The sequence below is a fragment of the Cognatiluteimonas weifangensis genome (assembly GCF_003416885.1).
Taxonomy (GTDB): Bacteria; Pseudomonadota; Gammaproteobacteria; order Xanthomonadales; family Xanthomonadaceae; genus Cognatiluteimonas; species Cognatiluteimonas weifangensis.
On the sequence record NZ_QVPD01000001.1, the window covers coordinates 230875 to 257494 of the forward strand.

General features: G+C 70.1%; 26 protein-coding genes and 1 tRNA gene. 6 read left to right on the top strand and 21 right to left on the bottom strand.

What is annotated here, in order from left to right; all coding sequences use genetic code 11:
- Positions 1 to 18 precede the first annotated feature (18 nt).
- From D0Y53_RS01075 to D0Y53_RS01095, 5 genes are all read right to left on the bottom strand, one after another.
- Positions 19 to 963 carry an aspartate carbamoyltransferase catalytic subunit gene (locus D0Y53_RS01075; RefSeq protein WP_117201263.1) on the bottom strand — a complete coding sequence of 315 codons (945 nt, stop codon included), beginning with the start codon at positions 961 to 963 and terminating at the stop codon, positions 19 to 21.
- A 49-nt stretch (positions 964 to 1012) separates the two neighbouring features.
- Positions 1013 to 1462, bottom strand: coding sequence for a Holliday junction resolvase RuvX (ruvX, locus tag D0Y53_RS01080; RefSeq protein ID WP_386724330.1), 450 nt, complete (start codon positions 1460 to 1462; stop codon positions 1013 to 1015).
- 46 nt (positions 1463 to 1508) lie between these two features.
- A complete protein-coding gene (locus tag D0Y53_RS01085) occupies positions 1509 to 2072 on the bottom strand; it encodes a YqgE/AlgH family protein (RefSeq protein WP_117201265.1) in 564 nt (187 codons plus the stop codon).
- A 150-nt stretch (positions 2073 to 2222) separates the two neighbouring features.
- Positions 2223 to 2621: a hypothetical protein gene (locus D0Y53_RS01090; RefSeq protein ID WP_117201266.1), complete on the bottom strand. Its 399-nt coding sequence runs from the start codon at positions 2619 to 2621 to the stop codon at positions 2223 to 2225.
- A 36-nt stretch (positions 2622 to 2657) separates the two neighbouring features.
- Positions 2658 to 4817 (bottom strand): TIR domain-containing protein, encoded by a 2160-nt coding sequence (locus D0Y53_RS01095; RefSeq protein WP_158550545.1) that lies wholly within the window; start codon positions 4815 to 4817, stop codon positions 2658 to 2660.
- Between the two features lie 219 nt (positions 4818 to 5036).
- Here D0Y53_RS01095 and D0Y53_RS01100 point away from each other — a divergent pair, with 219 nt between their 5' ends.
- Together D0Y53_RS01100 and D0Y53_RS01105 are read left to right on the top strand one after the other, a co-directional pair.
- On the top strand, positions 5037 to 6770 hold the full coding sequence (locus D0Y53_RS01100; RefSeq protein WP_117201268.1) for a dipeptidyl-peptidase 3 family protein: 1734 nt from the start codon (positions 5037 to 5039) through the stop codon (positions 6768 to 6770).
- 139 nt (positions 6771 to 6909) lie between these two features.
- On the top strand, positions 6910 to 7887 hold the full coding sequence (locus D0Y53_RS01105; protein WP_117201269.1) for a DUF72 domain-containing protein: 978 nt from the start codon (positions 6910 to 6912) through the stop codon (positions 7885 to 7887).
- Here D0Y53_RS01105 and D0Y53_RS01110 read toward each other — a convergent pair.
- Positions 7811 to 8941 (bottom strand): PilT/PilU family type 4a pilus ATPase, encoded by a 1131-nt coding sequence (locus tag D0Y53_RS01110; RefSeq protein ID WP_117201270.1) that lies wholly within the window; start codon positions 8939 to 8941, stop codon positions 7811 to 7813. The two genes, D0Y53_RS01105 and D0Y53_RS01110, sit on opposite strands and share 77 nt — an antisense overlap.
- A 79-nt stretch (positions 8942 to 9020) precedes the next feature.
- Positions 9021 to 10058, bottom strand: a complete 1038-nt coding sequence (locus D0Y53_RS01115; RefSeq protein ID WP_117201271.1) for a type IV pilus twitching motility protein PilT — start codon at positions 10056 to 10058, stop codon at positions 9021 to 9023.
- Positions 10059 to 10194: 136 nt separating this feature from the next.
- On the opposite strand from D0Y53_RS01115, the gene D0Y53_RS01120 reads away from it, so the two are divergent.
- The 3 genes from D0Y53_RS01120 (at position 10195) to D0Y53_RS01130 (ending at position 12388) form a co-directional block, all read left to right on the top strand.
- Positions 10195 to 10914, top strand: coding sequence for a YggS family pyridoxal phosphate-dependent enzyme (locus D0Y53_RS01120; RefSeq protein ID WP_386724318.1), 720 nt, complete (start codon positions 10195 to 10197; stop codon positions 10912 to 10914).
- 94 nt (positions 10915 to 11008) lie between these two features.
- The gene (proC, locus tag D0Y53_RS01125) at positions 11009 to 11866 is read left to right on the top strand and encodes a pyrroline-5-carboxylate reductase (RefSeq protein ID WP_117201273.1); all 858 of its coding nucleotides are present in this window, start codon (positions 11009 to 11011) and stop codon (positions 11864 to 11866) included.
- Between the two features lie 24 nt (positions 11867 to 11890).
- Complete coding sequence (locus D0Y53_RS01130) at positions 11891 to 12388, top strand: DUF4426 domain-containing protein (protein WP_117201274.1); 498 nt, start codon at positions 11891 to 11893, stop codon at positions 12386 to 12388.
- 102 nt (positions 12389 to 12490) lie between these two features.
- Here the strand turns inward: D0Y53_RS01130 and pdxH are convergent, their stop codons facing one another.
- Positions 12491 to 13093 carry a pyridoxamine 5'-phosphate oxidase gene (gene pdxH, locus D0Y53_RS01135; protein ID WP_117201275.1) on the bottom strand — a complete coding sequence of 201 codons (603 nt, stop codon included), beginning with the start codon at positions 13091 to 13093 and terminating at the stop codon, positions 12491 to 12493.
- 17 nt (positions 13094 to 13110) lie between these two features.
- On the opposite strand from pdxH, the gene D0Y53_RS01140 reads away from it, so the two are divergent.
- Positions 13111 to 13962 carry a kinase gene (locus tag D0Y53_RS01140; RefSeq protein WP_233511582.1) on the top strand — a complete coding sequence of 284 codons (852 nt, stop codon included), beginning with the start codon at positions 13111 to 13113 and terminating at the stop codon, positions 13960 to 13962.
- Positions 13963 to 13992: 30 nt separating this feature from the next.
- On the opposite strand, the gene D0Y53_RS01145 is transcribed toward D0Y53_RS01140, so the two are convergent.
- The 13 genes from D0Y53_RS01145 to D0Y53_RS01205 form a co-directional block, all read right to left on the bottom strand.
- Entirely contained in the window at positions 13993 to 15735 is a 1743-nt protein-coding gene (locus D0Y53_RS01145) for an acyl-CoA dehydrogenase family protein (protein ID WP_117201276.1), read from the bottom strand.
- A gap of 326 nt (positions 15736 to 16061) precedes the next feature.
- Positions 16062 to 16137: transfer RNA gene (locus tag D0Y53_RS01150), tRNA-Lys, on the bottom strand.
- A 50-nt stretch (positions 16138 to 16187) separates the two neighbouring features.
- Positions 16188 to 16874 (bottom strand): 7-cyano-7-deazaguanine synthase QueC, encoded by a 687-nt coding sequence (gene queC / locus D0Y53_RS01155; protein WP_117201277.1) that lies wholly within the window; start codon positions 16872 to 16874, stop codon positions 16188 to 16190.
- 169 nt (positions 16875 to 17043) lie between these two features.
- Positions 17044 to 17724 (bottom strand): 7-carboxy-7-deazaguanine synthase QueE, encoded by a 681-nt coding sequence (gene queE, locus D0Y53_RS01160; protein WP_117201278.1) that lies wholly within the window; start codon positions 17722 to 17724, stop codon positions 17044 to 17046.
- A gap of 36 nt (positions 17725 to 17760) precedes the next feature.
- The gene (gene ybgF / locus D0Y53_RS01165; protein ID WP_199491980.1) at positions 17761 to 18588 is read right to left on the bottom strand and encodes a tol-pal system protein YbgF; all 828 of its coding nucleotides are present in this window, start codon (positions 18586 to 18588) and stop codon (positions 17761 to 17763) included.
- Positions 18589 to 18728: 140 nt separating this feature from the next.
- The gene (gene pal, locus D0Y53_RS01170; RefSeq protein ID WP_117201279.1) at positions 18729 to 19241 is read right to left on the bottom strand and encodes a peptidoglycan-associated lipoprotein Pal; all 513 of its coding nucleotides are present in this window, start codon (positions 19239 to 19241) and stop codon (positions 18729 to 18731) included.
- Between the two features lie 94 nt (positions 19242 to 19335).
- The gene (gene tolB, locus D0Y53_RS01175) at positions 19336 to 20667 is read right to left on the bottom strand and encodes a Tol-Pal system beta propeller repeat protein TolB (RefSeq protein WP_117201280.1); all 1332 of its coding nucleotides are present in this window, start codon (positions 20665 to 20667) and stop codon (positions 19336 to 19338) included.
- Between the two features lie 130 nt (positions 20668 to 20797).
- On the bottom strand, positions 20798 to 21721 hold the full coding sequence (locus D0Y53_RS01180; protein WP_117201281.1) for a TonB C-terminal domain-containing protein: 924 nt from the start codon (positions 21719 to 21721) through the stop codon (positions 20798 to 20800).
- The gene (locus D0Y53_RS01185; protein WP_233511583.1) at positions 21718 to 22179 is read right to left on the bottom strand and encodes an ExbD/TolR family protein; all 462 of its coding nucleotides are present in this window, start codon (positions 22177 to 22179) and stop codon (positions 21718 to 21720) included. Before D0Y53_RS01185 ends, D0Y53_RS01180 begins: the two co-directional genes overlap by 4 nt.
- Positions 22180 to 22313: 134 nt before the next feature.
- Positions 22314 to 23096 carry a protein TolQ gene (tolQ, locus tag D0Y53_RS01190; protein ID WP_117201282.1) on the bottom strand — a complete coding sequence of 261 codons (783 nt, stop codon included), beginning with the start codon at positions 23094 to 23096 and terminating at the stop codon, positions 22314 to 22316.
- 3 nt (positions 23097 to 23099) lie between these two features.
- A complete protein-coding gene (gene ybgC / locus D0Y53_RS01195; RefSeq protein ID WP_117201283.1) occupies positions 23100 to 23552 on the bottom strand; it encodes a tol-pal system-associated acyl-CoA thioesterase in 453 nt (150 codons plus the stop codon).
- Positions 23536 to 24588, bottom strand: a complete 1053-nt coding sequence (ruvB, locus tag D0Y53_RS01200) for a Holliday junction branch migration DNA helicase RuvB (RefSeq protein ID WP_117201284.1) — start codon at positions 24586 to 24588, stop codon at positions 23536 to 23538. Before ruvB ends, ybgC begins: the two co-directional genes overlap by 17 nt.
- A gap of 103 nt (positions 24589 to 24691) precedes the next feature.
- Positions 24692 to 26533: a potassium transporter Kup gene (locus tag D0Y53_RS01205; RefSeq protein WP_233511600.1), complete on the bottom strand. Its 1842-nt coding sequence runs from the start codon at positions 26531 to 26533 to the stop codon at positions 24692 to 24694.
- Positions 26534 to 26620 lie beyond the last annotated feature (87 nt).

Here is a 26620-nt window from a genome sequence, read left to right on the forward strand (position 1 = left end):
TGCATCCGCGGCCGCGGGTCAGCCCAGCAGTTCTTCCAGCACCGCCATCCGCACCGCGACGCCGTTGGCGACCTGGGCCAGGACGCGCGACTGCGGGCCGTCGGCGACGGCGTCGTCGATTTCCACCCCGCGGTTCATCGGCCCCGGATGCAGCACCACCGCATCGGGCGCGGCGCGGCGCAGGCGCGCCACGGTCAGGCCGTAGTCGCGGTGGTAATCCTGCAGCGACGCGACCAATCCCTGCTGCATGCGTTCGCGCTGCAGCCGCAGCATCATCACCGCATCGACGCCGTCGAGCGCGGCATCCAGGTCCTGCGTCACCGCGCAGCCGGCCAGGGTGGCGGCATCGGGCAGCAGCGCCTGCGGGCCGCAGATGCGGATCTCCGCCGCTCCCAGCGTGCGCAAGGCATGCAGGTCCGAACGCGCCACCCGCGAGTGCCTGACGTCGCCGACGATCAGCACCTTCAGCCGCGCGAAATCGGGGCCCTTGGCCTGGCGCAGGGTCAGCATGTCGAGCAGGCCCTGGGTCGGATGCGCGTGGCGGCCGTCGCCGGCGTTGACCAGTGCGGTGCCGGCACCGGCGGCCTGCGCCAGCGCGGCAACCGCGCCATCCTCGGAATGGCGCACGACGAACCCGTGCACGCCCATCGCCTGCAGCGTGCGCAGGGTGTCGGCCGCAGTCTCGCCCTTCTTGGTCGAGGAGGTGGACGCATCGAAGTTGAGCGTGTCGGCGCCCAGCCGCGTCGCCGCCAGCTGGAAGCTGGAGCGGGTGCGCGTGGACGGCTCGAAAAACAGGTTGCACACCGCCTTGCCGGCGAGCGTGCCGCGCAGGGCGCTGCCCGCGTAGGCATCCGCGCGCAGCGCCTGCGCGCGGTCGAGCAGCCGCAGCAGCGCGGCACGCGGTAGGCCTTCGAGGGCAAGCAGGTGGCGCAGGCGGCCGCTGGAATCGAGTTGTTCGGTCATGGATCCGGCTTCGATTGGGTCCCGGCCCGCGCCGGGCGGAAAGGACAGGTCACGGCAACGGCTGCGCATCCTGCGGCGCCGCCAGCCAGCGTTCGACGATCACCGCGGCGGCGACCGCATCCAGCACGGCGGCGTCGCGGCGCTTGCGGCGCCCCTGCGCGCGCTCGGCAGCGAAACGCTGCGCGGCCTCGATCGAACTGGAGCGCTCGTCCACCAACACCACCGGCAGCGCGTAGCGCGTGCGCAGCTGCGCGGCAAAGGCGTGGGCGACGCCGCGGATCGGCTGGTCGCCGCCGTCCAGGGTCATCGGGTCGCCGACCACGAGCCCGTCCGGCCGCCATTCGCGCTGCAGGCGGTCGATCGCCGCCCAGTCCGGACCCTGCGCATGCACGTCGACCACCGCCAGCGCGCGCGCCCCGTGGCCGAACGCGCTGCCGACCGCAACCCCGATCCGGCGGGCGCCGACATCGAAGCCGAGCACGGTGCCGTCAGGCCGGATCGACGCCGGAGCCGGCGTGGCCACCGTCGTCGTCGCCGGCGCGCGCTCAGGCACGGCCGCTGTAGTCCGCGACCCGCGCCAGGTCCACGCCGATGCGCCCGGCCGCCGCCTGCCAGCGCGCCTCCAGCGGCAGCGCGAACAGCAATTCCGGATCGGCCGGCACGGTCAGCCAGCTGTTCTCGACCAGCTCGTGCTCCAGCTGGCCCGCACCCCAGCCGGCGCAACCCAGCGCCACCAGGGCCGAGTCCGGCCCCTGGCCGCAGGCCATCGCCTCCAGCACGTCGCGCGAGGTGGTGACATAGAGGCCATCGGCGATGGCGAGGCTGGAATCCCACTCGCGGGCGCCGTCGTGCAGCACGAAGCCGCGCTCCGGGTGCACCGGCCCGCCGGCCAGCACCTGGCGCGCGTTGAGCTGCGCGTCGTCGCTGTCGATGCCCATCTGCCGGAACACCTCGCCCAGGGTGTACTCGGAGGCGCGATTGACCACCAGCCCCATCGCGCCGTCGGCGTCGTGCTGGCAGACCAGCGCGACGCTGCGCGAGAAGTTGGGGTCGGCCAGCGTCGGCAGCGCGACCAGCAGCTGGTTGGCGAGGGTGCCGGGGGCGTCCATGCGCCCATTCTAGCGTGCCGTCGGTATTACAGCCGCAAGGTCAACCGGAGCACCCAAGCCACAGCATCCCCCACCGGCGAAGCCACGAGGTGACATCGCCAGCAGGGAATGCTTTCGAGCTAATGGCCAATCGGGTCCACGACATCTCGCTCAGGATGGCCTGTTGCGGATTACGGGATCGTTCTCGGCCATCATGCCCTCCACCTGCATCGTGTTCCTTTTCTGTGTCGGTCGCTCACCCCGCGTCGTACCGTCGGTGGCCGGAAACGTAATATGGTTTCCGGCGGCGTCGATGATATGCACTTGATATCCGTAATCGGTGTCGGTGGTACTGGTGTTGTCGTCGGTACCCGAAGCGCTGTCTCCGGTCGCGGTGATCCCGCTGATGGGCGCATTCGGGTCATAGAAGGTGATCGGCGGATCGTCGAATGTGAAGGTGTCGCTATTCTCGTGGGGGCCCCACTCCAGCGGACGGCTGCCCTTGTCGACCGCATGGATGTTTGGGTGGACGGTGACTGTATTGCCACTCAATTTCACTTTGATCGTCATGACGCTGTCTCCTCCGTTGCTGGTTTTCCCCTGAAATCAATGCCCGCGCCGGGCAACTTCCGCACTGCCGGAAGTCCTGCTCGGCGGGACTGGCATTGCCCATGCCATGTAGTCCCGATCGCGATAGCCCATTGCATCCAGTCTCGCAACCAGGCGCCCGGCATCCGATTCGCGGCCAAGCCGATGCAGCAGCTCGGCCTGCACCGCGATCTGATCCGGATCGCGGGAATCCGCTCCGAAAACGCGCATCGCTTCCAGACCATGTGCCCATGCGCTCATCGCGCGGCGAGAATTCCCGGCCGAATCATCGATCACGCCAAGCAGTAATTGGGCACGAGCCATGCCCAGCGCGGCTGAGCGATCATCCTTTCGCTCACGCAGGAATGTTGCGTATGAATCGCGCGCAGCAAGGACGTTGGCCCGGGATTTAACGGTGTCGCCAATCTGCCAGGCCAGGCGTGCCTGCTCCAACGTCGTGGCGGCCTTCCCGCCCTCGGCGCGCACGTCTTCCGGCGATTTCGTCAATATCCGCGCATACAGCGCATCGGCGCGATTCAGCAGCGATGCCGCAGCAGCCGTGTCGCCGCGCAGCCGTAGATTTCGCGCCAGTCGCCGGCAATAGGACGCCAGATCCCCGACCTTGTCCATATCGTCTGCATCGGAGGAAAGAAACTCCTCGCCAATCTGCATCGCACGCTTCAGGCTTTCGTTCGCGACATCCGAATGCCCCCTCGCCTCAGCTATCTGCGCGAGGAAGGTTTCGGCAAACGCCAGATCCCGCTTCCACACGTTGTTGCCGGGCCGGCGATCGATCAGCCAAAGAAGCAGCCTTTGCTCGTCGCCGTAATGCTTCTCGGCGACAGCAAGATTTCCCAATGCGTAATTCACCTGCCCGAGGGCGTCGTGTGCATTCGCCAGCTCGGCTTTGAGTGCATCATTCCCGGGATCGGCTGAAATCCGGTTTTTGATGAGATCGAGAACCACGTTGTATTCGCGCAATGCAGCCCGGAGATCTCCGCGTTGTTCGAAAACATGGCCGATGTTGTAGTGCGACCAATACAGGCGAGACAGCCAATCCTTGTTGTCTGGATTTGCTGTTACCACTCCATCGACAATTGGCTGCGCGGCCTCGAAATGCGCCAACGCCGACTTCAGATCGCCACGCTGCCACGCTGTCTGGCCGAGCCATGAGTGCGCATCCGCGATCGCAATCTTTCTGGCCGGGTCTGCCGGTTGGCTCTCCGCAAGGGCGCTTGCCAGGCGTAACGACCCGTCGAATGCTTTCTCCGCCTGTTCGTACTTGCCCTGCCCCATCCGCACCCTTCCGATCAACAGCAAGGCCTCGGCGCGCTTGGCTCCCAACTCATCGTCGCCACTGTCTTCGCCTTGCGCGTCGAAATAGCCCATGGCGTGGTCTGCGACCTCGTCGAGGATGTCGAGCCGGTTCACCGCCTCCAGCTTGTCGCGCAGGTTGCCAAGCATGAAACCGACCAGGTTTTCGGCCTGCTCGCGCTGGAACCGCGCCTGCTCGCGCCCCTTCAACGCGGCGACCGCAAGCCCGGTCGCCAGCAGCATGCCGAGGATCGCCAGCGCCGCGACCCAGGCCAGCCGCCGCGTGCGCCGCTGCTGCTCGCGCTGCCGCAGTTCGTCGAAACCGACACCCAGCAATCCCGACAGCAGCTTGAGCTTGGCGTTGGTCTTGCCATCCTTGCCGGGGCGGGCGTCGGCGGCGATCGGCTCGGCGCGCTCGGTCGTCGCTACGCCGTCGGCGCCGACCCGGTAGCGCAGCGCGGGCACGAAGCATTCTTCGGCCTCGCGACCCGGCATGTCGCTGGCGTTGGGTTCGCCCTCGACGACCAGGCAGAACACGCGCCCCTCGCGGCCGAGGCGCTTGAATGCGCGCACCTCCGCGTCGACCCAGCGCGAGGCCGCCGCATGCGGCGAGCAGATCACCACCAGGCTGGCCGATTGCGCCAGCGCCTCGTCGACCTTGCCGCCGAGGTCGTGGGCGCTGGGCAACTCGTCGCGGTCGCGGAAGATCGGCGCGAGCTTTTTCGGGATCGTCCCGGCCGCGGTCCGGCGCCCGACCAGGCGTTGCGGGATCGGGTAGGTCTCCAACGCCTTGTGCAGCCAGTCGGCCCAGCGGCGGTCGACATGGCTGTAGCTGATGAAGGCGTGGTACTTGAACTGCGGCATCGGCGGTCCCCGGGGGAGGACGGATGACGTCGTACGGAGCGGATGCCGCAGATCGCAGGCCCTGGCGATCGTCCCTGGCATTCCGTGCGCGCTGCCACCGTGGCCGGCGGCCCGATGGCCTTGTATGAACGCAACCTGTCCAGGATTGCGGACAGCCCGGCAAACGCCATCCCGTCGGCGACGCTAGGATGGCGGTCTTCCCCCTGAGCGGAGCCTGCCATGCCCATCCCGAGCCGCCTGCGGGCCCACCGCCGCCTGCTGGTCGCCTGCCTCCTCGCCGCCCTCGCCGCGGCGACGACGGGTTGCCAGCGCGACGCAGCACCCGCCGCTTCCGCCGAAGGCGCGGCGCCACCTGCCGCACAGGGCAGCTACGCCCGACAGCACGCCGGCGACTACGCGACCGTGCCGCTGAAAGCCGACCTGTCGGCTTTCGACGAAAACGGCAAGCGCATGATCGCGCTGCTGGTGCAGGCCAGCGAGGTGATGAACGACCTCTACTGGCAGCAGTCCTGGGACGGCGACCGCGCCGCGCTGCTGGCGCGCGCACCGGACGCCGCCACCCGGGACCTGGTCGCGCTCAACTTCGGCCCCTGGGACCGGCTCAACGCCGACACGCCGCTGCTGCCGGGAATCGGTCCGCGACCGGCCGGCAGCACCTTCTATCCGGCCGACATGACCAAGGCGGAGTTCGAGGCCGCGAACCTGCCGGACAAGACTTCCTGGTACACGCTGCTGCGCCGCGACGACGCCGGCAAGCTCGTCACCGTGCCCTACCATGTCGCCTACAAGGCCGACCTGGAACGTGCGGCGGCGCTGCTGCGCGAAGCCGCGGCGGCCAGCGCCGACAAGTCCTTCGCCAACTACCTGTCGATGCGCGCCGACGCCCTGCTCAGCGACGACTTCCAGCCCAGCGACCTGGCGTGGATGGACATGAAGTCCAATCCCGTGGACATCGTGATCGGCCCGATCGAAACCTACGAGGACCAGCTGTTCGGCTACAAGGCCGCGTACGAGGGCGTGGTGCTGGTCAAGGACCAGGCCTGGAGCGCGAAGCTGGCGCGCTTCGCCGCGTTCCTGCCGGAGCTGCAGCGCGGCCTGCCGGTCGCGGACAAGTACAAGGCCGAAACGCCCGGCTCCGACGCCGACCTCAACGCCTACGCGGCCGTGTACTACGGCGGCAACGCCAATGTCGGCGCCAAGACCATCGCCATCAACCTGCCCAACGACGAGCAGGTGCAGCTGCGGAAGGGCACCCGCCGGCTGCAGCTCGAGAACGTCATGCAGGCCAAGTTCGACGCCATCATGGTGCCGATCGCCAGGCAACTGATCGCGCAGGACCAGGTCGCCAACGTCACCTTCGACGCGTTCTTCCAGAACACCATGTTCCACGAGGTCGCGCACGGGCTCGGGATCAAGAACACCCTCGACGGCAAGGGCACGGTGTCCGAAGCGCTGAAGGATTACGCATCGAGCTTCGAAGAGGGCAAGGCCGACGTGCTCGGGCTGTACATGGTCGACGCGCTGGCCAACAAGGGCGAGCTGGACAAGTCGAAGCTGCTGGACAACTACGTCACGTTCCTCGCCGGCATCCTGCGCTCGGTGCGCTTCGGCGCCACCGACGCGCACGCCAAGGCCAACATGCTGCGCTTCAACTTCTTCGCCGAGCGCGGCGCTTTCGCGCGCGACCCGCGGAGCGGCCGCTATCGCGTCGACTTCGACAAGATGCATGTGGCGATGAATGCGCTCGGCGAAAAGCTGCTCACCGTGCAGGGCGACGGCGACTATGCGCAGGCCAGGCAGCTGACCGACACCCTCGGCGTGATCGGCCCCGAACTCGCCGGCGACCTGAAGAAACTCGACGGTGCCGGGATCCCGGTCGACATCCGCTTCGAGCAGGGGCTGGAAACGCTGGGCCTGTCGCAGTACGCGGCTCCGCCAGCAGCGCGGGAATAAGCGACCCGGCTTTCCACCGGCAGGATCGAAAGCCATATCGGGCCAGGGTCGGGGTCGCGGTTGTCGTGCAGGACCGGGGCCGGTTGTCGCTGCGCCGCCGATCACGCGCCGGCCACGACCGTGCCGCCAGCATCGCGGCATGGCGATCCGCATCGGCATTTCCGGCTGGCGCTATCGGCCGTGGCGCGGCGTGTTCTATCCCGCGGGACTGGGGCAGCGGCGGGAGCTGGAATACGCCGCCGCCTGCTTCGGCAGCATTGAGATCAACGGTTCGTTCTACTCGCTGCAGACCCCGCGCAGCTATTCGTCCTGGCGCGACGCCACCCCGCCCGGCTTCGTGTTCGCGGTCAAGGCCCCGCGCTACATCACCCACGTGCTGCGGCTGCGCGATGCCGACAAGGCGCTGGCCAACTTCTTCGCTTCCGGGATATTGCGGCTGCACGCCAAGCTCGGCCCGATCCTGTGGCAGCTTCCGCCGAGCCTGCGCTTCGACCCGGCGTCGATCGACGGCTTCCTGGAGAAGTTGCCGCGCGACAGCGCGCAGGCGCTGGCATTGGCGCGCCGCCGCGACGTCGCCCGAATGCGCGGGCGCAGCGCACTGGCGATCGACCGCAAGCGACGCTTGCGGCACGTCGTCGAAGTGCGGCATCCGAGCTTCGGCGATCCCGCCTTCGTCGCGCTGCTGCGCAGGCACGGGGTGGCGCTGGCGGTGGCCGATACCGCGGGCAAATGGCCGTACTTCGAGGACATCACCGCCGGCTTCCTCTACCTGCGCCTGCACGGCGACACCGAGCTCTACGCCAGCGGTTATTCGGATGCCGCGCTGGAGCGCTGGGCGGCGCGGATCCGCACCTGGGCCGATGGCGGCCAGCCGGACGACGCGCGCCTCATCGGCGGCGCGCGGCCGGTCGCGCGCCGCCGCCGCGACGTCTACTGCTACTTCGACAACGACGCCAAGGTGCATGCGCCGTTCGACGCGCTGGCGCTGATGGAAAAGCTGGGGATGCCGGCGCGCAGCGGCGCCCGCCGCCCCCCGTGGCCTAGCGCGCCTCGGCGACCTCGACCCCGTCCAGCCCCTGCGCCAAGGTCTTGGCGTCGCCGCCCTGCGCCAGCTTGATCCGCAGACGCACCTCGTTGGCCGAGTCGGCGTAGCGCAGCGCATCCTCGTAGCTGATCTCGCCGGCCTGGTACAGCTCGAACAGCGCCTGGTCGAAGGTCTTCATGCCCAGGTTGGTGGATTCCTTCATCACTTCCTTGAGCTTGTGGATCTCGCCGTCGCGGATGTAGTCCTGCACCAGCGGCGTGCCCAGCAGGATCTCCATCGCCACCCGCCGGCCCTTGCCGTCCGGGGTCGGGATCAGCTGCTGCGCGACCACGCCCTTGAGGTTCAGCGACAGGTCCATCAACAGCTGGCCGCGGCGGTCTTCCGGGAAGAAGTTGATGATGCGGTCCATCGCCTGGTTGGCGTTGTTGGCGTGCAGGGTGCACAGCACCAGGTGGCCGGTCTCGGCGAAGGCGATGGCATGGTCCATGCCCTCGCGGGTGCGGATCTCGCCGATCATGATCACGTCCGGCGCCTGGCGCAGGGTGTTCCTGAGCGCTGCGTCCCAGCTGTCGGTGTCGATGCCGACCTCGCGCTGGGTGATGATGCAGCCTTCGTGCTTGTGCACGAACTCGATCGGGTCCTCGATGGTGATGATGTGCCCAGTCGAATTCTGGTTGCGGTAGCCGATCATCGCCGCCAGCGAGGTCGACTTGCCGGTGCCGGTGGCGCCGACGAACAGGATGATGCCGCGCTTGGTCATCGCCAGCGTCTTGATGATCGGCGGCAGATTCAGTTCCTCGACCGTCGGGATCTTGGTCTCGATCCGGCGCAGCACCATGCCGACCTGGTTGCGCTGGTAGAAGCACGAGACGCGGAAGCGGCCGACGCCGGACACGCCGATCGCGAAATTGCACTCGTGGGTCTTCTCGAACTCTTCGCGTTGCTGCGGCGTCATCACGTTCAGCACCAGGTCGCGCGACTGCTGCGGCGTCAGCGGGTTCTGGGTGATCGGCGAGATCTTGCCGTGGACCTTCATCGACGGCGGCATGCCGGCGGTGATGAACAGGTCCGACGCCTTCTGGTGCGCCATCAGCTTGAGGAACGAGGTGAAATCGATGCTGCTCATTGCTTTGCTCCATTCCACCGGCCTGCGGACCGGTGGCTAGCCGTGCCTTGTCGCGATCCGGCCGTCGTTGCCGTCGCGGTCACTCGAACAACCGCTTGTCCTTGGCGTACTCGCGCGCCTGCTGACGCGTGACCACGGCGCGCTTGACCAGGTCCTGCAGGTGCTGGTCCAGGGTCATCATGCCGTACTGCTGGCCGGTCTGGATCGACGAATACATCTGCGCGACCTTGTCCTCGCGGATCAGGTTGCGGATGGCCGGGGTGCCGACCATGATCTCCCACGCCGCGGTGCGACCGCCGCCGACCTTCTTCAGCAGCGCCTGGCTGATCACCGCGCGCAGCGATTCGGACAGCATCGAGCGCACCATCGGCTTCTCGCCGGCGGGGAACACGTCGATGATGCGGTCGATGGTCTTGGCCGCCGACGAGGTATGCAGGGTGGCGAACACCAGGTGGCCGGTTTCCGCCGCAGTTAGCGCCAGGCGGATGGTCTCGATGTCGCGCATTTCGCCGACCAGGATGTAGTCGGGGTCCTCGCGCAACGCGCTGCGCAACGCCTCGTTGAAGCCGTGGGTGTCGCGGTGCACCTCGCGCTGGTTGATCAGGCACTTCTGCGCGGTGTGCACGAACTCGATCGGATCCTCGATGGTGAGGATGTGGCCGTACTCTTCCTTGTTGATGTTGTCGACCATCGCCGCCAGCGTGGTCGACTTGCCCGAGCCGGTCGGCCCGGTCACCAGGATCAGGCCCTGCGGCTGGTCGATCAGCTCCTTGAAGATGCGCGGGCAGCCCAGGTCCTCGAGCGTCAGCACTTCCGAGGGCACGGTGCGGAACACGGCGCCGGCGCCGCGGTTCTGGTTGAAGGCGTTGACGCGGAAACGCGCCAGGCCGGGGATCTCGAAGGAGAAGTCGACCTCGAGGAATTCCTCGTAGTCGCGGCGCTGCTTGTCCGACATGATGTCGTAGACCAGCGCGTGCACCTGCTTGTGGTCCAGCGCCGGGATGTTGATCCGGCGCACGTCGCCGTCGACCCGGATCATCGGCGGCAGACCCGCCGACAGATGCAGGTCGGAAGCCTTGTTCTTGACCGAAAACGCCAACAGCTCGGCGATATCCATGCGTGCTCCCCTGCACCGACTGCAACCAGCTTAATCGAAACGCCACGGCTGGCATGGAATGCCTGCCGTCGGCAGTATAGGCGGAAACCGGAGGCCCCCGGCCCCCGCAAACCGCCCATTCACAGGATGCCCCGACGTGCTCGCGCATGCCTTGCACGACCTGCTGCAACAGCTTGATAACGCGGCACGACGGGCGGGGCGGCCATCGCCGCGATTATTGGCCGTGAGCAAGTTCCAGAGCGCGACCGCGGTCGCGGAACTGGCCGCGGCCTGGCGCCGCGAACGGCCCGGGCAGTGGCCCGCGTTCGGCGAGAACTACGTGCAGGAGGCGCAGGCCAAGCAGGCGGCGCTGGCGGATCCGGACCTGGAATGGCACCTGATCGGCCACCTGCAATCCAACAAGGCGCGCGAGGCGGCGGCGCTGTTCGACTGGGTGCAGTCGCTGGACCGGGCCAAGCTGGTGGCCGCGCTGGCCGCGCACCGCGACTCCGCGCGCGCGCCGCTGAACGTGCTGGTCCAGGTCAACATCGACGACGAAGCCAGCAAGCACGGCTGCCGCCCCGACCAGGTGCCGGCGCTGGCCGCCGCGATTGCCGCGCAGCCGCGGCTGGCGCTGCGCGGGCTGATGGCGATTCCGGCGCCGCTGCCGGATCCCGAGCGCCGCCGCGCCGCGTTCGCGCGCATGCGCGGGCTGTTCGAGCAGCTGCGCGCGGCCTACCCTCAGGCCGACACGCTGTCGATGGGGATGAGCGAGGATGCCGCCCTCGCCGTCGCCGAGGGCGCGACCATGGTCCGGGTCGGCACTGCGCTGTTCGGGCCGCGGGTCCGGCAACCGCAAGACGGGCGCCCGGACTAGGCCGCCCCCCGGCGGCCCGGCGAGGTCCGCACCGCCGTGCGCCGTGCGGGGATGCAATACCATCGCACCATTACCCCGTCGCATTCGGCCGCCGATGACTGCCTCTCCGCTTTCCGCTTCCCCTGCTCCGACCTCCGCCGGCGCCATCGCCTTCATTGGCGGCGGCAACATGGCGCGCAGCCTGATCGGCGGCCTGGTCGCGCGCGGCACGCCCGCGGCCGCGATCCGCGTGGCCGAACCGGTGGCGGACCTGCGCGCCGGGCTGCAGCGCGACTTCGGCGTGGCGGCGCTGGCCGACAACGCGCAGGCGGTCGCCGGTGCCGCCACCTGGGTGCTGGCGGTGAAGCCGCAGGTGCTGCGCGGCGTGTGCGAGGCCCTGGCGCCGCAGGCGCAGGCCGCGCGGCCGCTGGTGGTGTCGATCGCCGCCGGCATCACCGCCGCGCAACTGCAGCGCTGGCTCGGCGGCGAGATCGCGGTGGTGCGCTGCATGCCCAACACCCCGGCGCTGCTCGGCGCGGGCGTCACCGGCCTGTACGCCAACCCGCAGGTCGACGCCGCCGGCTGCCGGCGTGCGGAAACGCTGCTGGCGGCCGCCGGCGAGACCGTGTGGCTGACCGACGAGGCGAAGATGGACGCGGTCACCGCCGTCTCCGGCAGTGGCCCGGCCTACGTGTTCCTGCTGGCCGAGGCGATGCAGGCGGCGGCGGTAGCCGAGGGCCTGCCGGCCGAGGCGGCGCGCACGCTGGTGCTGCAGACGATCCTCGGCGCCGCGCGCATGCTCACCGCGGGCGATGCCGAGGCCGCCGACCTGCGGCGCCGCGTGACCTCGCCCGGCGGCACTACCCAGGCCGCGATCGAGACCTTCGAGGCCGGCGGCTTCGCCGCCCTGGTCGCGCGCGCGATCCATGCCGCCACACAGCGCGGCCGGCAACTGTCCGCCGCCAACGACTGAGCGGCCGCGCCGCCGGAGTCCCGCATGCCAGCCATACGTTCCGTTCTTGCCGCCCTGTCGCTGGGCATCCTCGCCGCCTGCACCGGCACGGCGACGGCACCCGTGCCCACCACGCCCGCGTCGTCGGCCGATGCGGCCGGCAGCCAGGGCGATGCGGTCGTGCGCGTGGGCGACGTCACCATCCGCGCCAGTGCGGTGCAGACGGCGCAGCTCGACGCCGCGGTCGCGCGCCGCTACGGCATCGCGCGCGATCCCGGCACGGCGCTGCTGCTGGTGTCGGTGCGCCAGGGCCCGGACGCCAGCGCAAGCGCGCTGCCGGCCGCGGTCACCGCCACGGTGGCCGGCCTGACCGGTGGCCGCGAACCGCTGGCGATGCGCGAATTGCGGATCGACGGGCTGATCGACTACATCGGCACCGCCAGCACCACGCTGCCCGACACCTTGCGCTTCGAGGTCACCGTGGTCCCGCAGGGCGGCACGGCCGCGAGCCTGCAGTTCAGCCGCGATCTCTACCCCTTGTAGCCGCGAGCGGCGGGAGCGACGCACAGGAACGACGCAAGTCGCGATCCGCCCCCACGCGGACGAGCAGCGCGGCTCATGCCGCTCCTGCGCCCGGCTGCACCTTCAGGGATAGAGCATCCGCTTCGACCACGCCCCGGCGACGTCGCGCTCGTACAGCCAGCGCTCGTGCAGGCGGAATTCGGCGCCGTACCAGAACTCGATCCAGCGCGGCCGCACCCGGAACCCGGTCCAGCGCGGCGGCCGCGGCACGGCGCGGCCCTCGAACCGGGCCTCGACCTGCGCCAGGCGCTGCGCGAAAGCCTCGCGGCTGTCCAGCGTCTCCGACTGCAACGACGCCCAGGCGCCGAGCTGGCTGCCGCGCGGGCGGGTGGCGAAATAGGCGTCGGCCTCCTCGTCGGGCACCGTGTGCACCCGGCCCTCGATCCGCACCTGCACGCCCTGGCGCACCCGCGGCCAGTGGAACAGCAACGCGGCGTACGGATTGGCCTGCAGCTCGCGGCCCTTGCGTCCGTCCAGGTGCGTGTAGAACACGAAGCCGCGCGCATCGACCCCTTTCAGCAACACCGTGCGCGCCGACGGCCGCGCGTCCAGGGTGGCGGTGGCGAGCGTCATCGCGGTGCGGTCCGGCTCGCCGGCGCGCGCCGCCTCCTCGAACAATCGGTCGAACTCGGCCAGGGCCTGGGCGTACAGATCGGTGTCGTCCATTGCGGTATTGTCGCGCGATGGCAACCCTCGCGCATCCGGCCTCCGACGCCGCAGCCCACCCCCCCGGCCACGGCTACGACGCATCCTTCGTGGCCGCGATCCTGGACGCCGCGCTCGCCGGCGACAGCCGCATCTACGCCCTCGCCGGGTTGCAGGGCACCGGCAAATCGACCCTGTCGGCGCAGGTCGCCGCGCTGGGCGCACAACGCGGCTTGCGGGTGGTGCCGCTGTCGATCGACGACTTTTATTTCGGCCATGGCGAGCGACAGCGCCTGGGTCGCGAGGTGCATCCGCTGTGCGCGACCCGCGGCGCGCCCGGCAGCCACGACGCCGCGCTCGCCTGCGCGGTGCTCGACGCGCTGCGCGAGGGCCGCACCGCGGCGTTGCCGCGCTTCGACAAGATCGCCGACGACCGCCTGCCCGAATCGCAATGGCCGCGGGTGGCGCACGCCGACCTGGTCCTGTTCGAGGGCTGGTTCCTGAAGGTGCCGCCGCAGGCGCCGGCCGAACTGGTCGCGCCGCTCAATGCGCTGGAGCGCGACGAGGATCCGCACGGCCGCTGGCGGCGCTGGAGCAACGACGCGCTGGCGCGCGACTACCCGCCGCTGTGGGCGCGACTGCCGCGGCTGCTGCTGCTGCGCGGTCCCGGGTTCGAGGTCGTGCCGCAGTGGCGCTGGCAGCAGGAGCAGACGCTGCAGGCGCAGCACCCCGGCCGGCAGGCGATGTCGCAGGCGCAGGTGCTGCGCTTCGTGCAGTTTTTCGAGCGCGTCAGCCGCCATGCGCTGCGCGTGTGGCCGGCCCTGGCCGAGCGCAGCATCGACCTGGACGCGCAACGGCGGCCGCTGGCGGGCAGCCCCGCGCCCGCATGAGGGGACTGCACGCCGCACGCGCCGCACGGCTCAGATCACGTCCCAGCCGTAGCCGCCGCGCGCCAGGGTCGCCACCGCCAGGCGCTCGATCGCCTCGTCCTCGTTGCGCTCCAGCCCGCGCACGTTGCGCGCCATGCGCCGGCGCGCCTGCCGCGCGAACAGGCCGGCGATCGCCACCGCATCGTCCGCGGCCGGGTGCGACTGCGCCACCAGGCTGGCGGCACGCGACAGCACGCACAGGCCGACGAACAGGTCGATGGCGATGTCGGCGATGCGCTTCTGCGCGTGCTGCCGGTCGGCGATCTGCTTGCCGTGGCGCCGCAGCAGCCGGTCGGAAGCCTTCGACAGCTCGACCGTGTACTTCTCGCAGGTCGTCGCCAGCCGGCGCAGCGCCGGCGGCAGCGGATGGCGGATCCGGTCGATGCCGTAGCCGGTGGCCTCGCGCATGCGCCGGCCGGTGTAGCCGCCAAGCACGCCGAACCCCTTGATCGGGTCGTTGAAGATCTGTCCCGCCGCCGCCTGCAACTCGCTCAGGCCCGCCCCCACGTCCTTGAGCCCGGACAGCGCGACGTACAGGCGCAGGATCTCGTTGGTGCCCTCGAAGATCGACAGGATGCGGCTGTCGCGGGCGATCTGCTCGTACGGGAACTCGCGCATGAAACCGTTGCCGGCCGCGATCTGCAGCGCCTCGTACGCCGCACGCTGGATCGCCTCGCTGGCGAACACCTTGCTGATCGCCGCTTCCACCGAGTAATCGGCGCTACCGCTGTCGATCAGATGCGCGACCATCCACACCGTGCTCTCGGCGGCGAAGCAGTCCAGCGTCATCTGCGCGATCTTCTCGCGCACCAGGCCGAACTCCGCGATCGGCTTGCCGAACTGCTCGCGCTGCTGCGCCTGCGCGGTGGCCAGCCGCAGCAGCGCCTTCATCCCGCCGACCGCGCCGCCGCCCAGGCCGGTGCGACCGCTGTTGAGGATGCTCATCGCCACCTTGAAGCCCTTGCCGACCGGGCCGAGCACGTTTTCCGCCGGCACCCGCACGTCGTCGAAGGCGACGGTGGTGGTCGAGGACGCGCGGATCCCCATCTTGTCCTCGTGCGGGCCGTGGCTCACGCCCGCCCAGCCGGCCTCGACCAGGAACGCGGTGATCCTGCCCTCGGGCGTGTCGGTGCGTGCGAACACGGTGTAGAAGTCGGCGATGCCGCCGTTGGTGATCCAGATCTTCTCGCCGCTCAGCGTCCAGCTGCCGTCGTCGTTGCGCGTCGCCCGGGTGCGGATCGAGGCGGCATCGGAACCGGCGCCGGCTTCGGTCAGGCAGAACGCCGCGATCAGCTCGCCGCTGGCGAGCCCGGGCAGGTAGCGCCGCTTCTGCTCGTCGCTGCCGAACAGCAGCAGCCCCTTCATGCCGATCGAACTGTGCGCGCCGATGGTCAGCGACACCGAGCTGTCGTGGCTGCTGGTCTGGGCGAGCACGCGCGCGTAGGCACCATTGGACAGCGCCAGGCCGCCGTATCCCTCGGGGATGATCAGCCCGAACAGGCCCATGTCGCGCAGCGCCTGGAGAAACTCCGGCGGCTGCTCGGCGATGCGGTCGTAGTGCTTGAGGTCGCCGGCGCGCTCGCCCAGGAACTGGTCGATGGCGTCGGTCATCGCCCCCAGCATCTCGCGGTCGCGCGCGCGGATCTGCGGATAGGGAAACAGGCGCTCCTCGAGGATCTCGCCGAGGAACAGTTGCTTGGCGACGCTGGCGTCGTGCTGGGGATCCGGGGTCATGGCGCCTCCTGGGGCTCGAGGTCCCGCCACTATGGCCAATCGGCACGACCGCTGCAGCCACCGGTCGTCGGCGCGCGCGTTCCCGCACCCGCCTAGGTCTCCCTCACTCCACGCGGACTTCCCTCACCTCGCCGCAGGCTTCCCGCGCCTCGCTTGCGGGGAGAGGAACAGCGGCGAGGGCGACCGCTCCGCCGGCCCCTCATCCGCCCTGCGGGCACCTTCTCCCCGCACGCGGGGAGAAGGAATTCATGGCGATGGTGAGCCGTGCCGGGATCGAACCAGCGACCAGCGGATTGAGGCCGATTCGGAGACCGGCTGCAGAACACTGGTGGGCCGTGCTGGGATCGAACCAGCGACCAGCGGATTAAAAGTCCGATGCTCTACCGACTGAGCTAACGGCCCACGGAGGCGCGCGTGGCGCGGAGACGGATTCTAGCGCAGCCCTGGCTGCCTTACGGGCGATAACGCGTCGGATCGGCGACGCCGGCCGCAGCGAAGCCCTGCGCGCGCAGCCGGCAGGCGTCGCAATGGCCGCAGGCGCGGCCGTCGGCATCGGCCTGGTAGCAGGACACGGTCTGCGCGAAATCCACGCCCAGGCGCAGGCCCTCGCGCACGATGTCGGCCTTGGACAGCCGCAACAGCGGCGCGTGCACGCGGAAACCCACGCCCTCGACACCGGCCTTGGTGGCGACGTTCGCGAGCTGCCGGAAGGCCTCGATGAACTCGGGCCGGCAGTCCGGGTAACCCGAGTAGTCGACCGCGTTGACCCCGCAGAACAAGTCGGCGCTGCCCAGTACCTCGGCCCAGCCCAGCGCCAGCGACAGCATGATGGTGTTGCGCGCCGGCACGTAGGTCACCGGGATGGCGGTGCCGATCTCGTGGCCGTCGCGGTCCTCGGGCACCGCGATGCCGGCATCGGTGAGCGCCGAGCCGCCGATGCTGGCCAGATCCACCGCCACGGTCTTGTGCGCGACCGCGCCCAGCGCGCGCGCCACGCGCGCGGCGGCGTCCAGTTCGGAGGTGTGGCGCTGGCCGTAGCGCACGCTCAGCGCATGCGTCGCATAGCCCTGCTCGCGGGCCAGCGCCAGCACCACGGCCGAGTCCATGCCTCCGGAGACGAGAACGACCGCTTTTTTCATGTCGGCACGGCCGCGATGGCGGCGGATCGATGGAAACCTCGCGGTTCCTGCACGCCGTCCCCGCGAAAGCGGGACGCCGGCGGCTTCGATCCAGTAGCCGCAAGGGCACCCGCGCGAGGGCCGTGCGCCCACCGAAATTCCCCGCTTGCGCGGCAATGACGGCAAGAAGTCATCGCCCCGGCTCCGCGCCCCACAGGACCTTGTGCAGTTGCAGCTGGAAGCGCACCGGCGGGCGGTCGGCCACGATCCAGTCGGCCAGCTCGCGGGCCGGCAGCTGCGCGGCGCTCGGCGAGAACAGCACATCGCAGCGCTCGTGCAGCTTGCGTTCGGCGACCACTGTGCAGGCCCAGTCGAAGTCGGCGCGGTCGCAGATCACGAACTTGACCTGGTCGTGCGCGGTCAGCAGCGGCAGGTTCGACCACAGGTTGCGCGCGACCTCGCCCGAGCCCGGAGTCTTGATGTCGAGCACGCGCGAGACGCGCGGGTCCACCGCGGAAATATCCATCGCACCCGAGGTTTCCAGCGATACCGCGTATTCGGCATCGCACAGCCGCTGCAGCAGGCCGATACAGCGCTTCTGCGCCAGCGGCTCGCCGCCGGTGACGCAGACGTGTCGCACGCCATGGCGGGCCACTTCCGCCAGGATCGCGTCGATCCCCAGCCACTGCCCGCCGTGGAAGGCGTAGGTGGTATCGCAGTACCGGCAGCGCAGCGGGCAGCCGGTCAGGCGCACGAACACGCTCGGCCAGCCGGCGTCGCGGGCCTCGCCCTGCAACGACAGGAAGATCTCGGTGATGCGGAGCCGATCCGCCGCCGCGGCGACGGTCGCTGCGGGCGCGACAGTGTTCACGCCGCCATTTTACCCGGGCCTGCCGCCGGCGGCCGGTCAGCGCAGCGCGTTGAGCCGGATCGCGTGCAGGCGGTCGTCGGCGGTGCGCGCGGCGTCGGTGCCGGGGTAGCGCTGCAGCACCTGCGCCAGGGTCGCCTCGGCGGCCTCCAGCTGCCGCAGGCCGTATTGCGACAGGCCGACCTTGAGCAGCGCGCCCGGCGCCTTGTCGTGGGTCGGATAGCGGTCCAGCAGGGCCTGGAACTGCTGCTGCGCCAGCGCGTAGTTCTGGGTGACGTAGTAGCTCTCGCCGAGCCAGTACAGCGCATTGGGCGCCCAGGCACCGCCCGGGTAGCGCTGCAGGAAGTCCTGGAACGCCTGCGCCGAGTCGGCATAGCGGCCGGCCTTGAGCACCTCGAAGGCGGCCTCGTAGGCTGCGCGCTCGCCCTCGCCCCGGGCCAGCGTACCGGCGTCGCCGTGCACCGCCGGGGGCCGCTCGGACCCGGTCACCGGCTTCGCGGCGGCGGGCGTCGTTGCCGGAGCCGCGGCGGGCGTCGCCGGCGGAGCGCCGCCCTCGAGCCGGTTGAGGCGGCCGTCCAGGTCCAGATACTGGTTGCGGCTGCTGTCGCGCCATTGCTGCTGCTGGTGCTGCAGCTCCTCCAGTTGCGCGCGCAGCGCCTGCACTTCGGCCTTGAGCGCGGTGACCTGGTTGAGCAGGTCGACATTGCCCTGGTGGTTGGCGGCCTGCTGCTCCAGCGCGGCCACGCGCTCGGCGAGGCTGGCGCGCTGCGCCGTCGCCGGCAGGGCGGTGGCGAGCGACAGTGCGCCGAGCAGCAGTGCGCCAAGCAAGGGCGCGCCGGCCAGAAGCGGGATGCGGGGTGTGTTCATGGCTGCACTCTAGTCCATCGAAGCGGAACGGAAACAGAAAGCCCCCGGTGACGGGGGCTTGCGGCCCTCGCCGTGGCGAGGGCCCTGCGACGCGGTGCCGGGAACGGCATCCGCCGGCTCCCGGCACCGCATCCTTCGCCTTACTTGGCCGTGTAGACGATCTCGACGCGGCGGTTCTTGGCCCAGCAGTCCTCGCTGGACTCGGTGCAGGTCGGGCGTTCCTCGCCGTAGCTGACCACGGTGATCTGGCTGCCGGCGCCGCCGTTGGCCTGCAGCGCGGAAGACACCGCGTTGCCGCGGCGCTCGCCCAGGCCGAGGTTGTACTCGCGGCTGCCGCGCTCGTCGGCGTTGCCTTCCAGGCTCATGCGCGAGGACGGGCGGTCGCGCAGGTACTTGGCGTGGCAGGCCATCGCCGCCTGGAACTCCGGCCGCAGCGCGTCCTGGTCGAAATCGAAATACACCACGCGCTGGCGCAGGCAGGCGTCGGTATCCAGGTCCTCGGGGCCGTACATGCCGGTGCTCGGCGCCGGCTCGGTGACCGGGGCGGTGCTGGGACCGGTCTCGACCGGCGGAGCTTCCTTGACCTTCTTGGAGCAGGCAACGGCCGCGGCGCACATCAGCGCGGTCAACAGTACTCGGGTGGGCGTGTTCATCGTCGTTCCTTCCTCGTTTTCTTGCTGTGGAACAGCTGGCTGGTGAAAGCTGGCTGTGGAAACTTGCCGATTCCGGTCGCGGTGGGCGGCGCGCTCAGCGCGGCTGCCGGTACGGGCCCCAGGCCGGTTCGCGCACGTCACCGTCGGCCAGCACCAGGCGCTGGCGCACCCGGGCGTCGGCCGAGACCGCATACAGTACGCCGCGCCCGCCTTCGCGCGCGGCGTACAGCACCATGCTGGCGTTGGGGGCGAAACTCGGCGACTCGTCCAGCGAGCCGGGCGAGAGCAGCGACCAGCGCGGCGACCCCAGGCTGCGGTCCATCAGCGCGATCCGGTAGTTGTTGCCGTTGCCCTGGGCCATGGCGAGCTTCTTGCCGTCGAAGGACACCGTCGCGGTGGCGTTGTAGCTGCCCTGGAAGGTGACCCGGCTGGCGCCGCCGCCGCTGGCGGACACCTGGTAGATCTGCGGGCGGCCGCCGCGGTCGGAGGTGAAATACAGGGTGGCGCCGTCGGCGCTCCACACCGGCTCGGTGTCGATCCCCATCTGGTTGGTGATCCGGGTCAGCGCCTTGCTGCCCAGATCCATCACGTAGATCTCGGGGTTGCCGGACTTGGACAGGGTCAGCGCCAGGCGACGGCCGTCGGGAGAGAAGTTCGGGGCGCCATTGATGCCGCGGAAACTGGCGACCAGCTCGCGCGCACCGCTGGCGATGTCCTGGATGTAGATCGAGGAATTGCCGCGCTCGAAGCTGACATAGGCCAGCTTGCGCCCGTCCGGGCTCCACGCCGGCGACAGCAGCGGCTCGCCCGAGCGCACCACGGTCTGCGGGTTCCAGCCGTCGGCATCGGCGACCATCAGCGCGTAGCGGCTGCCCTTGCCGACGCCCGAGGCGGTGACGTAGGCGATCCGCGTCCAGAACGCGCCGCGCACGCCGAGCACCTTCTCGTAGATCGCGTCGGCGATCTGGTGGGCGACATCGCGCAGGGCGTTGCTGCGCGCGGTCAGGGCGAAGCCGAGCAGGCGCTGCTGCCGGGCGACGTCGAACAACTCGTACTCGACCCGGTAGCTGCCGGCGCCGGCGTCCAGCACCCGCCCGACCACCAGGAAATCCTGCTTCAGCAGCCGCCAGGTCGGGTAGTTGACCTCGCTGCCGCGGGTCGGACGCTCGACCAGGTCGCGCTCGGGCAGGCTGCGGAACTGGCCCGAACGGTCCAGGTCGGCGCGGACCACCGCGGCGACGTCGGTTCCCGGCATGGCGGCAGCGCCCTGGTAGGGCATCGGCACCACCGCGATCGGCAGCGCCGCGGCATTGCCGCCGACGATGTCGATTTCCAGGCCCTGTTCCTGGGCCGCCGCGGTCAGCGGCAACAGCAGGGCGGCCACAAGCAGCAGCAGGGGGACCAGCCGGCGCGAGGCAGGGTTCATCGGCACTTCCGGGGAGGGGGCAGTCAGGATTGTTAACAGCTTGGTCGTGAAGGCCACCTCAAAGATGAATGGAGCCGTAACCCGACGGAAATTACCGGCCGCGTTTTGCGCCCGGATGACCGCGCCGCGACTAGTTCGAGGGCCGGAAGGTGAAGTTGAGGCGGCGGCGGAACACCCGCTCGAATCCGGCATAGGGCAGCGGTTGCGCGCGCAGCACGGCGGCTTCGACCGAGCGTCGACCGAGCTCGTCGTAGGGGCAGCTGGGATCGACCTCGGCGCTGAGGACCTCGCCGCCGGGCAATTGCACGATCAGGACCCGGCAGGCCGCGCCGGCGGGGATGTTGTCCGGGCGCGTCCAGTTGCTCTCCACCGCGCGCTGGATAGCGAGGACGTACTGGCCCAGCAGGGCCTGGTCGGCGCCCTCGTTGCCCGGCGGCGGGCTGGCGGACGCCGCGGTTTCGGCGGCATTGCGCGACCGCGCGTCGGCCAGCTGCCGGAGTTTCTGCTCGGCGAGGTCGGCCTCGCGCTGCGCGCGGGCGCGCTCGGCGCGGATCCGGTCCAGCTTGTCCTGCAGCTCGCGCTGCTGCGCCAGCCGGCGTTGCTGTTCGGCGGCGGCCTGGCGCTGGCGCTGCGTCAGGTCGATCTGTTCCTGGCGGCGTTTTTCCTCCTGCTCGCGGGCGGCGCGCTGCGCCGCCTCGGCGTCGCGCTCGACCCGGGCCTGCTCGCGCACGTCCGGCTCGGCAAGGCGTTCCTGCGCCTGGGGTTGCGGCGGCAGCGGCGCGTCCTGCGGCCTGGGTTCGGGTTGCGGCTGCGGCGGCGCGGCGGCAGCCGGCTGCGGGGGCGGCGCCTCGGCTGGCGCGTCGAGGGCGCGGCGCAGCGGCGCCGACAGCGCAGCCGGGTCGACCAGGTCGGCCTCGATCGCCGGTCCGGCCGCCGACGCCGGCGCGTTCGTCCGCGTCCACCACAGCCCGGCGAACAGCAGCGCGAACAACAGCGCGTGCAGCGCCAGCGCGCTGACGACCGCGGCCCGGGTGTCGGCGCGGGTTTCCCTCACGGGCGCGTCGGCTCCGGCGCGCTGGTCAGCAGCGTCGCTTTTTCGACCCCGGCGTCGGTGCGCAGGCGCTGCAGGATGGCGAGCACCGTGTCGTAGCGCGCGGCGCCGTCGCCGGCGACGAACACCACCAGCGCGGGATTGGCGGCACGGAAGGCGCGGACGCGATCGATCAGCGCCTCCTCCTCCAGCGCCAGCTTGCTGGTGGCGCCGTGCTCGTCGCGCTGGATCAGCGACAACGCGCCGTCGTCGGCGACCTGCACCACCACCTGCTGCTTGGGCTGCTCGACCGTCGCCGCGGCAACCTGCGGCAGCTTGACGTCCACGCCCAGATTCAGCAGCGGCGCGGTGACCATGAAGATGATCAGCAGCACCAGCATCACGTCGATGTAGGGCACGACGTTGATTTCCGCCTTGAGTTTGCGCTTGCGGATGCGGCGCCCGGTGGCGGTCATGGCCATGGCAGAAATCCTCTCGAGGCGTCGGCGGGAAAGGTCGAAGTGAATGTCGCGCCGACGGCTGCCGCCAGGACCCGGACTCCTGCCACAGAATTGCGCTCCGTCCCTTCCCGTTGTCCCGCGCGCGGCGCCATCGGCTAGTCGTCCGCGTGCGCCTGCCGCTGCAGGATCGAGGAGAATTCCTCGGAAAAAGTGTCGTAACGCACGCTCATGCGCTCGACCTTGGTGGCGAAGCGGTTGTAGGCCCAGACCGCGGGAATCGCCGCGAACAGGCCCATTGCGGTGGCGATCAGCGCCTCGGAGATGCCCGGCGCGACGGTGGCGATCGTCGCTTCCTTGACGTTGGCCAGGCCCTGGAACGAGACCATGATCCCCCACACGGTGCCGAACAGGCCGACGTAGGGCGCGATCGAGCCGACGTTGGCGAGGAACTCCAGGTTGCGCTCCAGGCCGTCGAGCTCGCGCGAGGCGGCGGCGCGCATCGCCCGCTGCGCGCCCTCGAGCCGGGCCCGCGCATCCATGCCGCGGCGCTGGCGGACGCGGTCGAATTCGCGGAACCCGCCCTCGAAGATCGCCTCCAGGCCGCCGACCTCGCGGTTGCGCTCGGTGGCGCCGGCGTAGAGCCTGGACAATTCCGTGCCCGACCAGAAGCGCTCCTCGAAGCCGTCGGCCTCGCGCTCGGCGCGGTCGAGCACGCGCTTCTTGCGGAAGATGATCACCCAGGAGGCGACCGAGGCGAACAGCAACAGCAGCATCACCAGTTGCACCGGCAGACTGGCATGCAGCGCCAGCGCCAGCATGTCGATGCCGTTGTGGGCGACGGCGGGCGCGGTGCCGGCGACGGCCTGCGCCGCGTTGGCGGGCGCGTCTTCCGGCAGCGGTTCGGCCGCGGCCTGCAGGGCAGCCAGCAAGGGAATCATGCGTCACGCTCCATCGGTGTCTTGCCTCGGATCGGTGGTTTCGAGCGATTTCAATGCCTGGTACAGCGGCGCCGGGATCGCGCGCGGGCGGAAGTCGCCGGCGCCCAGCGCCGCCACCCGCACCTGCGCCTCCAGCAGCAACGCGCCCTCGCGCCGCACCGTCTGCGCGAGCGTCAGGCTGGCACGGCGGCATTGCAGCAGCGCGACCGTGACCTCCAGCGCATCGTCCAGCCGGGCCGGCAGGCGGAAGTCGATCCGCATCGCGCGCACCGCGAACACCAGGTCGTGCTCGCGGCGCAGCCACTCCTGGCCTTGCCCGCGCGCGCGCAGCCACTCGCTGCGGGCGCGCTCGAGGAACGCCAGGTACTGCGCGTGATAGACCACGCCGCCGGCGTCGGTATCCTCCCAGTACACCCGTGTCGGCCAACTGAACACGGAATCAGGCGCCACTTGCATCCGCGGCCGGATCGGGTTCGAACAGCTCCGAGGCGCCGGCCCGGGGCGGCAGACCGAGGTGCCGGTAGGCCTTGGCGGTGGCCATGCGGCCGCGCGCGCTGCGCACCAGGTAGCCCTGCTGGATCAGGAACGGCTCGACCACGTCCTCGAGCGTGCCGCGCTCCTCGCTCAGCGCCGCCGCCAGCGACTCGACCCCGACCGGGCCGCCGTCGAAGGACTCCACCACGGTGCGCAGCAGGCGCCGGTCGAGTTCGTCGAAGCCTTCCGGATCGACCTTCAACATCTTCATTGCCGCGTCGGCGACCGCGCGGTCGATGTGCCCGGCGGCGCGCACCTGGGCGAAATCGCGCACCCGCCGCAGCAGCCGGTTGGCGATGCGCGGGGTGCCGCGCGCGCGCCGCGCGATCTCGCCGGCGCCGTCGCCGGCGCAGTCGATGCCCAGGATCCGCGCCGAGCGGCGCACGATCCGGGTCAGGTCCTCGACCCCGTAGAACTCCAGCCGCTGGACGATGCCGAAGCGGTCGCGCAGCGGCGCGGTCAGCAACCCGGCGCGGGTGGTGGCGCCGACCAGGGTGAACGGCGGCAGGTCGAGCTTGATCGAGCGCGCGGCCGGGCCCTCGCCGATCATGATGTCGATCTGGTAGTCCTCCATCGCCGGGTACAGCACTTCCTCGACCACCGGCGAGAGACGATGGATCTCGTCGATGAACAGCACGTCGTGCGGCTGCAGGTTGGTCAGCAATGCGGCCAGGTCGCCGGCTTTCTCGATCACCGGGCCGGAGGTCACGCGCAGGCCGACGCCCAGCTCGTTGGCGATGACGTGGCTGAGCGTGGTCTTGCCCAGCCCGGGCGGGCCGAAGATCAGCACGTGGTCGAGCGCCTCGCCGCGTTTTTTCGCCGCCTCGATGTAGATCCCGAGCTGCTCGCGCACCGGCTGCTGGCCGAGGTATTCGTCCAGCCGCTGCGGCCGGATCGAGGCCTCGGCGGCCTCGTCCTCGCGGGTGGCGGCGGCGGCGATGATGCGGTCTTCGGTCATTTGCAGCCGGACAAGGGAGGGGTGCGGGGCGCGGGAAACCGCATCCATGCTCGCACATCGGCGCCGCCCGCGGTGGTCGGCGCCCCGCTGGAACCCCGGCCGTTCAGATCTCCACCTGCGCTCCCAGCTCCACCAGCCGGTTGCCCGGGATCCGGAAGAACCCGGTGGCCGAGGCCGCGTTGCGGTGCATGATCGCGAACAGCCGGTCGCGCCAGATCGGCATGCCGCGATGGCGGCCGGCCACCACGTTCTCGCGGCTGGCGAAATAGGTCGTGTCCATCGGATCGAAGCTGACGTCGGAGCGGTCGCACGAGCGCATCAGCGCCAGCGGCACGTCCGGCGTCTCCATGAACCCGAAGCGCAGCACGATGCGGTAGAAATCCTCGCCGATCGGGTCGATCGCCATGCGCCGGTCGTGCGGCGCGTACGGCACGCTCAACGTCTCCACGGTCAGGAACACGTTGCGCTCGTGCAGCACCTTGTTGTGCTTGAGGTTGTGCAGCAACGCCTGCGGCACCATGCCCTGCTGCGCAACCAGGAAGATCGCCGTGCCCGGCACCCGCACCGGCGGCGCCAGCATCAGCCCCGGCAGGAAGCTGTCGATCTGGATGCCTTCCTTGCGCAGTTCCGCGTACAGCAGCGCGCGGCCGCGGCGCCAGGTGCGCAGCAGGGTGAACAGCACGATCCCCAGCACCACCGGGAACCAGCCGCCCTGCATCAGCTTGCCGCCGTTGGCGACGACGAACGCGGATTCGATCGAGATGAAGAGCAGGCACAACGGCAACACCCACCAGCGCTGCCGCGGCCACAGCTTGCGCGCCACCAGCACCAGCAGCAGGGTGTCGATGAACATCGTCAGCGACACCGAAATGCCGTACACCACCGCCAGGTTGGAGGAGGTGCGGAAGCTCAGCACCAGCGCCAGCACCAGTACCATCAGGAACCAGTTGACCGCCGGCACGTAGATCTGGCCGATGGTTTCGCGCGAGGTGTGGACGATGCGCATGCGCGGGATGTAGCCCAGCTGCATCGCCTGGCGCGCGATCGAGTAGGCACCGGTGATCACCGCCTGCGAGGCGATCACCGTGGCGGCCGTGGCCAGCACCAGCATCGGCCAGCGCCCCCATTCCGGCACGCCGATGTAGAACGGGTTGCGGATCGCGGCCGGGTCCTCCAGCACCAGCGCGCCCTGGCCGAGGTAGTTGAGCATCAACGCCGGCAGCACGAAGAAATACCAGGCCCGGCGGATCGGCTTCGCGCCGAAATGCCCCATGTCGGTGTACAGCGCCTCGCCGCCGGTGACCGCCAGCACCACCGCGCCGAGGATGAAGATGCCGTGCCAGTGGTGGACGACGAAGAAGCGCGCCGCCCAGGCCGGGTTCATCGCCTGCAGCACCTGCGGCGCGTGCAGGATATTGGCCACCCCGATCGTCGCCAGTACCACGAACCACAACACCATCACCGGGCCGAATACCTTGCCCACGCTGGCGGTGCCGAAACGCTGGGCCATGAACAGCGCCAGCAGCACGATCACCGTCAGCGGCACGATCCAGTGGTGCAGCCCGGGCGCCACCACCCCCAGGCCTTCGATCGCCGACAGCACCGAGATCGCCGGCGTGATCACGCCGTCGCCGAAGAACAGCGAGGCGCCGAGGATGCCGACGATGCCGACCGCGAACGCCGGCCGCGAGCCGAGGGAGAGCGTGCGCTGCGCCAGCGCCATCAGCGCCATGATGCCGCCCTCGCCTTCGTTGTCGGCGCGCATGATGATGGTGACGTACTTGAGCGTGACCACGATCGTCAGCGCCCAGAACACCAGCGACAGGATCCCGAGCACGGTGTCGTGGTTGGCGGTCAGGCCGTAGTGCGGGCTGAAGGCTTCCTTCAGCGTGTACAGCGGGCTGGTACCGATGTCGCCGAAGACGACGCCGACGGCACCGACCATCAGTCCGGCCAGGCCGACATTGCCGTTGCCATGCGTGCCGGCGACGGCCTGCACGGGTGGGTTCTGTGTGGACATCGGGCTTCCTGG

Excerpts from the sequence above, each read along its gene's own strand:
- D0Y53_RS01075 (WP_117201263.1), bottom strand. The coding sequence starts at position 963 with ATGACCGAACAACTCGATTCCAGCGGCCGCCTGCGCCACCTGCTTGCC.
- D0Y53_RS01085 (WP_117201265.1), bottom strand. The coding sequence starts at position 2,072 with ATGGACGCCCCCGGCACCCTCGCCAACCAGCTGCTGGTCGCGCTGCCG.
- D0Y53_RS01090 (WP_117201266.1), bottom strand. The coding sequence starts at position 2,621 with ATGACGATCAAAGTGAAATTGAGTGGCAATACAGTCACCGTCCACCCA.
- D0Y53_RS01095 (WP_158550545.1), bottom strand. The coding sequence starts at position 4,817 with ATGCCGCAGTTCAAGTACCACGCCTTCATCAGCTACAGCCATGTCGAC.
- D0Y53_RS01100 (WP_117201268.1), top strand. The coding sequence starts at position 5,037 with ATGCCCATCCCGAGCCGCCTGCGGGCCCACCGCCGCCTGCTGGTCGCC.
- D0Y53_RS01105 (WP_117201269.1), top strand. The coding sequence starts at position 6,910 with ATGGCGATCCGCATCGGCATTTCCGGCTGGCGCTATCGGCCGTGGCGC.
- D0Y53_RS01110 (WP_117201270.1), bottom strand. The coding sequence starts at position 8,941 with ATGAGCAGCATCGATTTCACCTCGTTCCTCAAGCTGATGGCGCACCAG.
- D0Y53_RS01115 (WP_117201271.1), bottom strand. The coding sequence starts at position 10,058 with ATGGATATCGCCGAGCTGTTGGCGTTTTCGGTCAAGAACAAGGCTTCC.
- proC (WP_117201273.1), top strand. The coding sequence starts at position 11,009 with ATGACTGCCTCTCCGCTTTCCGCTTCCCCTGCTCCGACCTCCGCCGGC.
- D0Y53_RS01130 (WP_117201274.1), top strand. The coding sequence starts at position 11,891 with ATGCCAGCCATACGTTCCGTTCTTGCCGCCCTGTCGCTGGGCATCCTC.
- pdxH (WP_117201275.1), bottom strand. The coding sequence starts at position 13,093 with ATGGACGACACCGATCTGTACGCCCAGGCCCTGGCCGAGTTCGACCGA.
- D0Y53_RS01140 (WP_233511582.1), top strand. The coding sequence starts at position 13,111 with ATGGCAACCCTCGCGCATCCGGCCTCCGACGCCGCAGCCCACCCCCCC.
- D0Y53_RS01145 (WP_117201276.1), bottom strand. The coding sequence starts at position 15,735 with ATGACCCCGGATCCCCAGCACGACGCCAGCGTCGCCAAGCAACTGTTC.
- queC (WP_117201277.1), bottom strand. The coding sequence starts at position 16,874 with ATGAAAAAAGCGGTCGTTCTCGTCTCCGGAGGCATGGACTCGGCCGTG.
- ybgF (WP_199491980.1), bottom strand. The coding sequence starts at position 18,588 with ATGAACACACCCCGCATCCCGCTTCTGGCCGGCGCGCCCTTGCTTGGC.
- pal (WP_117201279.1), bottom strand. The coding sequence starts at position 19,241 with ATGAACACGCCCACCCGAGTACTGTTGACCGCGCTGATGTGCGCCGCG.
- tolB (WP_117201280.1), bottom strand. The coding sequence starts at position 20,667 with ATGAACCCTGCCTCGCGCCGGCTGGTCCCCCTGCTGCTGCTTGTGGCC.
- D0Y53_RS01185 (WP_233511583.1), bottom strand. The coding sequence starts at position 22,179 with ATGGCCATGACCGCCACCGGGCGCCGCATCCGCAAGCGCAAACTCAAG.
- tolQ (WP_117201282.1), bottom strand. The coding sequence starts at position 23,096 with ATGATTCCCTTGCTGGCTGCCCTGCAGGCCGCGGCCGAACCGCTGCCG.
- ybgC (WP_117201283.1), bottom strand. The coding sequence starts at position 23,552 with ATGCAAGTGGCGCCTGATTCCGTGTTCAGTTGGCCGACACGGGTGTAC.
- ruvB (WP_117201284.1), bottom strand. The coding sequence starts at position 24,588 with ATGACCGAAGACCGCATCATCGCCGCCGCCGCCACCCGCGAGGACGAG.
- D0Y53_RS01205 (WP_233511600.1), bottom strand. The coding sequence starts at position 26,533 with ATGGTCGGTGCCGTCGGCGTCGTCTTCGGCGACATCGGTACCAGCCCG.